The organism is Tahibacter soli (genome assembly GCF_025717065.2).
Lineage (GTDB): Bacteria > Pseudomonadota > Gammaproteobacteria > Xanthomonadales > Rhodanobacteraceae > Tahibacter > Tahibacter soli.
The window spans coordinates 67,017-73,477 of the sequence record NZ_JAOVZO020000011.1; the positions used below are offsets into that span (position 1 = coordinate 67,017).

Genomic DNA, 6,461 nt, shown 5'->3' on the forward strand with positions numbered 1-6,461 from the left:
GGCATCTGCGTCAACGCGCTCGATTTTTCGGGGGTCGAGCCACCGAATTCGAGACAGAGGTGAGGCAAGTGATCAGACTCCTGCTTGGTATTGCGATGGTTGTGATCGGTATGCTCAATTTGGCAATGGCGGAGGAAAATAAAAGCCCGCACCGTGTCATGTTTGATGACGTCGGAGAGCGCGTTTGTCGAGTTTCTATGTACGAACTCATCGTGAAGCCAGAGCGCTATGACGGAAAGCTTATTCAAGTGATCGGCTATTTCGCGGACGGTGGGTCAATAGGGTCAGGTTAGCCAGGCGGGCTCCAGCACGGCCAGCGACTGGTCCACTTCCGCGAGTTCGGCATCGGTCCAACTGATCGAAATCATGTTCTGAGCCATCGGTGTATCTTCATGGGATGGATAGCTGCGCCGGCCAGGAGGGGGCCGGCGCGGAGAGGCTCAGGACGAACGCAAGTTTATGGAAAATGGGAAAATATCAGAAGCGCGGCATAGAACTTTCGCGGGCTGATCGTGTCGCACCGTCGCTCATTCAAAATCGAATGGTGGCCTTTTCGCGATTTGCGGATGCTTGGTGCGTTACGCGAGCCGCGACGGTACTCAGGAGCCGTCGCACCGTCGCGATGCATCGATGCAGCCAGTCCGCCGGGCACTATCGTCTGCTGCCGAATGCATCCCCAAGCGAGACCCGTGCCGCGATGGATCACCACCGATCGGCGGGCGGATAGCTCTTGGGCAAACCCTTCCGGATATTTTTCACGAAGGTCTTGTCGTTGAACGGAACGATCGCCTTGCCGTAGTTGTGCGTGTTCAGCACGCCCTTGAGGTAGCTGTTGTCCGCCTGGCCGTCGCCGTGCATCCGGTCCCAGGTCACGATGGGCGGCGTGAACCACGAGCACGAGGGATTGACGGGCTTCTCGCCGGGTTCGGCGAAGGTCATAGTGTGCGTGCTGGCCTTCTTGCGGTAGACCATGCGAACCGAGTTGCCGTCACGCACCACGTTGTCGATCTTCTTGGTCTCCACGTCGCCGTGCACGCTGATGCTCGCGTGCGTCAGCACGTCGTCGGTGGTCCACACCATGCCGAACTCCCAGTCGTTGGTATGTCCGCATCCGATGCCGGTGATGCAGCCGTTGCCGGTCTGGTCCTTGACGAAATACTGCGCGTACATGTGCGCGCAATAGGTTTTGTTGCGAGGCTCGCCCGCCGGAGACCACACCACGCATTTGCCGCGGTAGTAGGTGTTCGAATACGCCAGCTGGTTCTTCCAGGCGCAGTGCCCGTCGGTGGTGCCGCCCAGCTTGATGCCCGGGTTCGGTGTTCCGTCGATGCTCACGCCGGCCGAGGGCAGGCATCCGTCACGCAGGTAGTCGAAGCCTATCGCCCACTTCGCCGCTTCCGGATCGTCGTTGTGCGGCAGGGAAGGAAGGCAGGCGCGGTCCTTTCCACTGCTGCAACTGTCCACTTTCGCCCAGCTGGCCTCGCAAACCTTGTCGGCGAAAACGGTGGACGGTGCCGAGGCGATCGCGACGAGGCCCACCAGGGCGACCCACCCACGCAATGGCGATGTCATGGCTACTCCTTTGTTCGAAGGGCTGGCGAAGCGGCAGCCGAAACGGCTTGCCGGTGTTGACGTGCAAGAGCGATTGAACCAACGGGTTTTGGGCACGGCGCGGGAACGTCGCGTGCATTTGTAAAAATAGCGCAGATTGCGCAGTCGTGCCACGGGCGCCGCAACTTGTCCGGCGCCCGCCCGGGCGTGGTTGCGGGCCGGGCAAAACCGCTTTCGGGCTTGTGCCGATCGCGCGGACAATCCGGCACCGCGGGCGTGTCAGGTTTCCATGGCGATGACGTATGACCCTGCGGAGGCGCGGCGGTCCCGTGCCAGAGTCGCCAGGGTTCCCATGTTCCGTTCCGCTGTTCTCGCCGTCGGTTTCGTCTCGTTGTTGCTGTTGCCGTCATGGTCCGCCGCCCAGGTTGACGGCAGCCTCGATCCCGCCTTCGGCCCGCCGGGCGACCCCGGCCGCATGGCCTTCGCCATCGTCTCGCGCGACCCGGTGCAAACGCCGGGCGTGCTGAACTGGGCCCAGGTCACGCCGTTCAAGGTGCTGCCGCGCGGCGACGGTTCGGCCATCGTCTGGTCGAATGCGGCGACGCCGTACGACCTGCCGATCAGCACCTCGTCGGTGCCGGTGGCGGTGCGCATCCTGTCCGATGGAACCTGGGACTCATCCTGGGGCGCGACCGGCGGCGGCCGAACGGTGATCTACGTGGGCGAGGATTACGACTGGCGCGCCAACGATGCGGTGGCCACGCCAGACGGCGGCATGGTCGTGGTGGGCACCATCGACAATCCCGACGGCAGCAGCGACATGGCCGTCTGGAAGTTCACCGCCGGCGGCCAGGCCGACACCACGTTCGGAACGGCCGGCCTGCGACGTCTTCGCCGCGGCGGCATGCCGTCGGATGCCGGCAAGGCGCTGCACCTGGCCGATCTCGATGTGCTCGGCAACGGCAGCCCGGTGCCTAACCTGCTGATCGTCGGCGGCAACGTGCGCGACGGCCTCATGGGGCCGCACGACCTGGGCCTGGTGCTGATGGATCTCAACGGCACGCTTTGCGGTTCGGCACTGCCGGCCTGCGGCACGGTGATCGGCGGCGACGTGGGCCTGCCGAGCGAGTGGGCCATGCTGCGCATCGGCAGCGGCCTGTGCCCCAACGGCGCCGACATGGATGTGGCCGACCTGACCAAGTTCGACGCGGGCGTGAGCGAGGCCATTCCGGTGCTGATCCGGGGCTGCGGCGACACGGCCGTGGTCAAGCACACCATCATCGGCAATGCGGGCGGCGCCTGGCGGTGGACCACGAACACGGGGTATGCCAACGGCGGCCGTTCGCTCGTGACCTTCGGGCCCGGTTTCATGGTGGACGGCAACGCGATCGTGCACGCGCCGGTGGCCAACCTGCCGCTGGGCAGCGAATCGCTGGTGATCGCCGGCTTTCGTGCGCAGCCCGATCGCAGTCAACCGCTGATGATGGCGGCGCGCCTGGACCGAACGTCGTTCTCGGCCGTCACCTACGATGCCGATCCGCCGACCGACCCGTGGATCAGCCCCGGTGCGTACGCCGACACGCTGGTCGTGCAGCCGGACGGCAAGCTGGTGCTGGGCGGCGGCACGGCATTCGCGTCATGGACGTTCGGCGATTCGCTGCTGATGCGGCTCAATGCCGACCTGTCGCCCGACGGCTCGTTCGGCAATCTCTCGGCGAGTCTGCCGGGGCGGATGACCTACGGCTACCCGATTGCCGGCACGGACCGCGACAACCGCGCGAACGCCATCGCGCTCACCCCCGACGGCAAGCTGCTGGCCGCCGGCTATGCGTACGCGAGCACCGACGGCAACGCGCGCTACGGCTCGGTGATGCGCATGCGGCTGGAAGGCGACCGCATCTTCGCCAACGGTTTCGATCTGTCGCAGTGAGGCGTCGCGCTTCCTCGTGCGCTACGTCAAGCCGACGCCGCATGGCGTGATGGTCGCGGTTGTCTGTTCCGGCGTAGATTGCAGGCCGCACCGGGATGACAGAAGGCCAGCCGACCATGAACGCGCCCGTTCTGGTGATGTCGACATCGGCGTTGCTCGGGCTTCTGCTCGGCCTGGTTCTGCTGAAGCGCTGTCGGCCCTACACGGTCGGCCGCGTGGCAACGCTGTTCGCGTTGATCGAGTGGCTGTGCTGTTCCGTCGGCGTCGTTGCCCTGGGCGTGGTCTGGCACCCGAACTACCACTTCAATGTGAGGCCGCTGCTGTTCGTCATCGGCGGCAGCGCGCTGTTGATCTGGGTGTTGGTGGGGTGGCCGGAGTTGCGGGGGTTGCTTCGGGGCTCGGAACGAGACCGGGTCTCCTGACGTTCGGTTTGTGCGCTGTGTTCGGCGGCGCCCTGCGTTCCGGCGACGCCTCCATTTGGCGTTGCCTAGCGCGCTGTCGGTGTTGTTGACGCCGTCGGTCAGACGAGTTAGGCGGGCGAGGCGCGGGCGCAACTGGTGGAACGCGCGCAGGTCGCCTTCCGTGTCGGGCAGGCTGAACGTGGGCGGCAGGATCTGCGGGTTCGTCGAAAGCACCGCGAGCGTCTGCCGGCAGAACGCCTCGGACTTGTCGTCCATCTTCGTCAATCCAGCACTTGCGCGGGCGTCAGCGCCAACAGGTTTGCCAGGCGGGTTTCCAGAACGGTCAGCGCCTGATCGACTTCCGCGAGTTCGGCGTCGGTCCAATTGATCGAAATCATGTTCTGAGCCATCGGTGTATCTCCATGGGATGGACAGCTACGCCGGCCAGGAAGGGGCCGGCGCCGACAGGCTCGGGATGAACGCAGGCGTATGGAAAATGGGGAAATATCAGAAGTGCAGTGTAGAACTTCTGTGGATTTCTCAGGTCGGCAAATTGACCGCACTAGATGGAACGGTACTGCTTTTTTGTATGTGCCGACACGGAAAGTGTCTGCCCGAGCTGTGTCCAAGCCTCGATAGCTGCTTTGGATACTAGCGGTGCTGGGTGCCAAGATCGCTCACTTGATACTCGCCGTAGGGTGGTGGCGTGGCCCCGTCCCACAATTCCACGCTCTGTCGTTCCTGGACGCAACGGACATTAGAGTGCGTAGAGCTCAGCGGCGACGAATACCTTTGGCTCAACACTTGGCCTACATCGTAGTCACCGCCGGCGGCGCGAAGTGATGCAATTCAATGAGTTCGGCGAGTTCAGCATCGCCAATACTTGACGTTACAGACCCTTGCTCGCTTGAAGCACGTGGAAGATCTGTGCCAAGCAAGCTTGGAATTAGTGTCTCGTTGGATAACTGGCCGACGCTGAGAGGTCAGTCGCTCTCGCAGCACGTTGTCCCGATGGCGTGCAACTTGCGGGCGCGCTTGACCTAAGCGCAACTATTCGGCAAGAGGAGTAGAGGCCTGCAAACTAAGGTCTGGCCCAAGATCCGTGGGGCGTTCCGTCTGCAGGCCTACAAATCGATTAGCCTAGTTACATCGACGTCAGCAGTCTTGCGCGCCGCAAGTCGACAATAATATGTCGCAACGTATAGGTGACCAGATGGAAACGGAGTGGTGGAATAGTCTAGGCAAGATGCTTCGGAGGCCTCAGAACGAACGTGCTTTGTCTGATCGAAGGTTCTGGCCGCTGCGCGAGGTGCAAGACATTGTTGCCCTCCCTGCCGCGGTACCGGAGTCCCGGCTGCTCGCTCACCCGCTCGTCAATGAATGGAACGGCGAGCCTATTTGCATAAACCAAGCCGCAGCAGTGCCGGCGAGGAGCGCGATTGCAGTTCTGGAAATGGGGAAGCCCGTAGTCCACATATTTGCCGGCGCGAAGCTCCAGCACAGAGCAACCATTGACCTTGGGGAGCGAATCCCAGTCCGTCTGTCTATTTCTTCCGACGTCATTGTCGTTGAATTCGAAGACGGTGGACTTGGCATTCTCTCAACAGGTCCGCTATTCCTGAGACCATGCCTTCTAAGCGCAGACGCCAATAATTCTTTGGGGCTTTTAGATGCGCGTGAGCTGAAAATGCAAACAGCAAGAATCGAGTTGAAGCGTCCCTACGGGATTCAAGCTCTCAACACAATCGGGCCACACCCCCGTTTACTGTTCTGGAAGAACGACCCCCTAGTCTTTTCTATTGGAGATTGGACGGAGAGTGGTGTTCGATGCAAGTCTCTGACTCTTAAGAATGACGCTCGCATGACCGGCAGTGTGGAAGTCACTACATCCTGCTTGTCCAGTATCAGTGCTCGGGTCTATCTGGCTGACGGGAGAAGCGGTCGAATCCTGGAGTTGGCGTTGGGTGACCCTGAGCCGCGACTTGTCGTCGTAGCAGGAAATGGAAACCTTGCCGAGGGGTCAGTGCCTCGTTTTGGGCCTGCCGTGACGAGCAGTTTCGGGCGAATCGACTCTCTTGCGGAATTCAGGGTCGGGATGGCAGACGCTGAGGTTCTAAGCGGACTCGCGGTACCGTCGCCGCTGGCAATTGATTGGCTCAAACTGGACAAGACTCTTCGACTGGTAAGCAGAAGCACTTTACTAACTCGTCTATTCAACGAATCTCCGTTTCTAGTTGCGTTGACGCGACAGCCCGACCGTGCGATTTCAATCTCTCTGCCTCGAACAAAGACCGGCGATAAACTGCTGCTGAGTAACTTGCCGGAGTCGTCGCGTCTGGTGCTTCCTCTTCTGCCGTTCGACGGCAGCACGGCGCTGCACGTTCGCGAAACATTGATCGAAGGGGCAATGTGCATAAGTGCGCCAGGACCAAGCCTTGTCTTCTACCGACAAGGAAAAGTTGGAGTTCACCAATTGCTCGCCTGTTTCACGGAATACGCACACCGATTAGGCGTTAGTGAGCAGCAAAGAGCCGCTTTGAACCGGGTAGCCAAATCCGCCGCTGCTTCCTGGCCGGATT

5 protein-coding genes are annotated in these 6,461 nt (G+C 61.7%); 4 read left to right on the forward strand and 1 reads right to left on the reverse strand.

The window, feature by feature from the left end; all coding sequences use genetic code 11:
* Positions 1-68: 68 nt before the first annotated feature.
* Positions 69-293 (forward strand): hypothetical protein, encoded by a 225-nt coding sequence (locus OD750_RS08415; RefSeq protein ID WP_263541142.1) that lies wholly within the window; start codon positions 69-71, stop codon positions 291-293.
* 409 nt (positions 294-702) lie between these two features.
* Here the strand turns inward: OD750_RS08415 and OD750_RS08420 are convergent, their stop codons facing one another.
* The gene (locus tag OD750_RS08420; RefSeq protein WP_263541143.1) at positions 703-1,572 is read right to left on the reverse strand and encodes an NPP1 family protein; all 870 of its coding nucleotides are present in this window, start codon (positions 1,570-1,572) and stop codon (positions 703-705) included.
* A gap of 331 nt (positions 1,573-1,903) precedes the next feature.
* Here OD750_RS08420 and OD750_RS08425 point away from each other — a divergent pair, with 331 nt between their 5' ends.
* The 3 genes from OD750_RS08425 to OD750_RS08435 all read left to right on the forward strand — a co-directional run.
* Positions 1,904-3,481: an NHL repeat-containing protein gene (locus tag OD750_RS08425; protein ID WP_263541144.1), complete on the forward strand. Its 1,578-nt coding sequence runs from the start codon at positions 1,904-1,906 to the stop codon at positions 3,479-3,481.
* 116 nt (positions 3,482-3,597) lie between these two features.
* Positions 3,598-3,903 (forward strand): hypothetical protein, encoded by a 306-nt coding sequence (locus OD750_RS08430; protein ID WP_263541145.1) that lies wholly within the window; start codon positions 3,598-3,600, stop codon positions 3,901-3,903.
* Positions 3,904-5,095: 1,192 nt separating this feature from the next.
* Positions 5,096-6,461, forward strand: a 1,366-nt coding sequence (locus OD750_RS08435) for a hypothetical protein (protein WP_263541146.1), incomplete at its 3' end; no start/stop codon positions are given.

Coding starts and splice junctions, on each gene's coding strand:
- OD750_RS08430 (WP_263541145.1), top strand. CDS start 3,598: ATGAACGCGCCCGTTCTGGTGATGTCGACATCGGCGTTGCTCGGGCTT.
- OD750_RS08425 (WP_263541144.1), top strand. CDS start 1,904: ATGTTCCGTTCCGCTGTTCTCGCCGTCGGTTTCGTCTCGTTGTTGCTG.
- OD750_RS08420 (WP_263541143.1), bottom strand. CDS start 1,572: ATGACATCGCCATTGCGTGGGTGGGTCGCCCTGGTGGGCCTCGTCGCG.